Source organism: Bacillus oleivorans (genome assembly GCF_900207585.1).
In the GTDB taxonomy this organism is placed as follows: domain Bacteria; phylum Bacillota; class Bacilli; order Bacillales; family JC228; genus Bacillus_BF; species Bacillus_BF oleivorans.
In genome coordinates this window covers 1-1437 of record NZ_OAOP01000025.1, presented here as the reverse complement: position 1 = coordinate 1437, position 1437 = coordinate 1, and the positions used below count along the sequence as shown (strand labels likewise).

1 protein-coding gene is annotated in these 1437 nt (G+C 35.8%); it reads right to left on the bottom strand.

The genetic code is table 11. From position 1 onward, the window contains the following. Positions 1-32: 32 nt before the first annotated feature. Positions 33-1381, bottom strand: a protein-coding gene (locus CRO56_RS22470; RefSeq protein ID WP_097160859.1) for an IS3 family transposase whose coding sequence is annotated in 2 segments (ribosomal slippage) — positions 33-937 and positions 937-1381 — 1350 coding nt in all. Because the reading frame shifts where the segments join, the coding sequence is not laid out codon by codon here. Positions 1382-1437: the final 56 nt, after the last annotated feature.

Genomic DNA, 1437 nt, shown 5'->3' with positions numbered 1-1437 from the left:
TGATCTGAACCCAAAAAGTTAGACACAGAAATTTAGGCAGCTACTTGGGCATGATTTCGGTATTGAACCGGACTCATGCCTTTTAATTTTGCCTTAATCCGTTTGTGATTATAGTAGTAAATATATTTCTCTAATTCTACTTTAAAATGCTCCATACTCTCAAATTCTTTTAAATAGAGTAATTCAGACTTTAATAAGCCAAAGAAATTCTCCATGACTGCATTATCTAAACAATTCCCCTTACGTGACATACTTTGAGTAATACCATGTTCTTTTAAAGCATGTTGGTAGTGCTTCATTTGATAATGCCAACCTTGATCAGAATGGAGGATGGGGGCGTCTCCCTCTTTTAAATGGTCAAAAGCTTTGTCCAACATTTTTGAAACAAGCAGATAAACAGGACGCTTTTCTATGTTATAAGCGATGATTTCCCCGTTGTATAAATCTAGAATGGGGGATAAATATAGCTTCTCTCCATGTAAGTGGAATTCTGTCACATCCGTTACCCACTTCTCATTTGGCTTTGATGCTTTAAAATCACGCTCCAAAATATTTGGAGCAATTTTACCTACTTGCCCACGGTATGAACGATATTTTTTCATGCGCACAAGACATTTTAATCCCATTTCATTCATCAAGCGACGGACTGTTTTATGATTTATTTTTAAACCTCGATTACGTATTTCCAATGTAATGCGGCGATATCCATATCGTCCTTGATGTTCATCAAAAATTTTCTTAATGAGCTCTTTGACTTCGTTATACTTATCTGGACGACCCATTTGTTTTACCCAATAATAATATGTACTACGGGCAATTCCAGCGACCTTTACAAGATTGATAACTTTAAATTCATGCCTTAATTCATAAATTACTTGCGCTTTGTCTTGTTCTGTAATTTTTCCTTTTCTTGAATTAAGGCTCTCAACTTTTTTAGATAGGCATTCTCCATACGTAAACGCTCAATTTCAGCTCGCAACGCCTCTTCTGTTCCTTTTACTGGTTGAGATTTGTTTGTTTCTTTTTTCATTGGTGGACGCCCCTTTTTTGTTGGTTTTAGGGCGTCTATTCCATGTAACTCGAAACTTTTTTGCCATTTTTGAACGGTACTATGTGTCGCAATGTTAAATATAGCGGCAGCTTCCCTTATAGACGTCCCTGTCTCTTTTATATAATTTAGTACGTCTAGTTTAAACTGTGTTGTGTAGGATGTATAGGGCTGATTAAAGGCATTTTCACCATGATGTTCATATTGTTTAATCCAATTTAATAAGACTGTATGATGGACTCCTATAGATTTCGCAATAGATTTTACCCCCTCCGTTCCCTGTTGATAACGAATAACTGCTTCTATTTTTTCCTCTATGTTAAATTTAGACATATAAAAACTGCACCTCCAATTGTTAGTTGTGTGTCTAACAATTGGGGTGCAGTTCA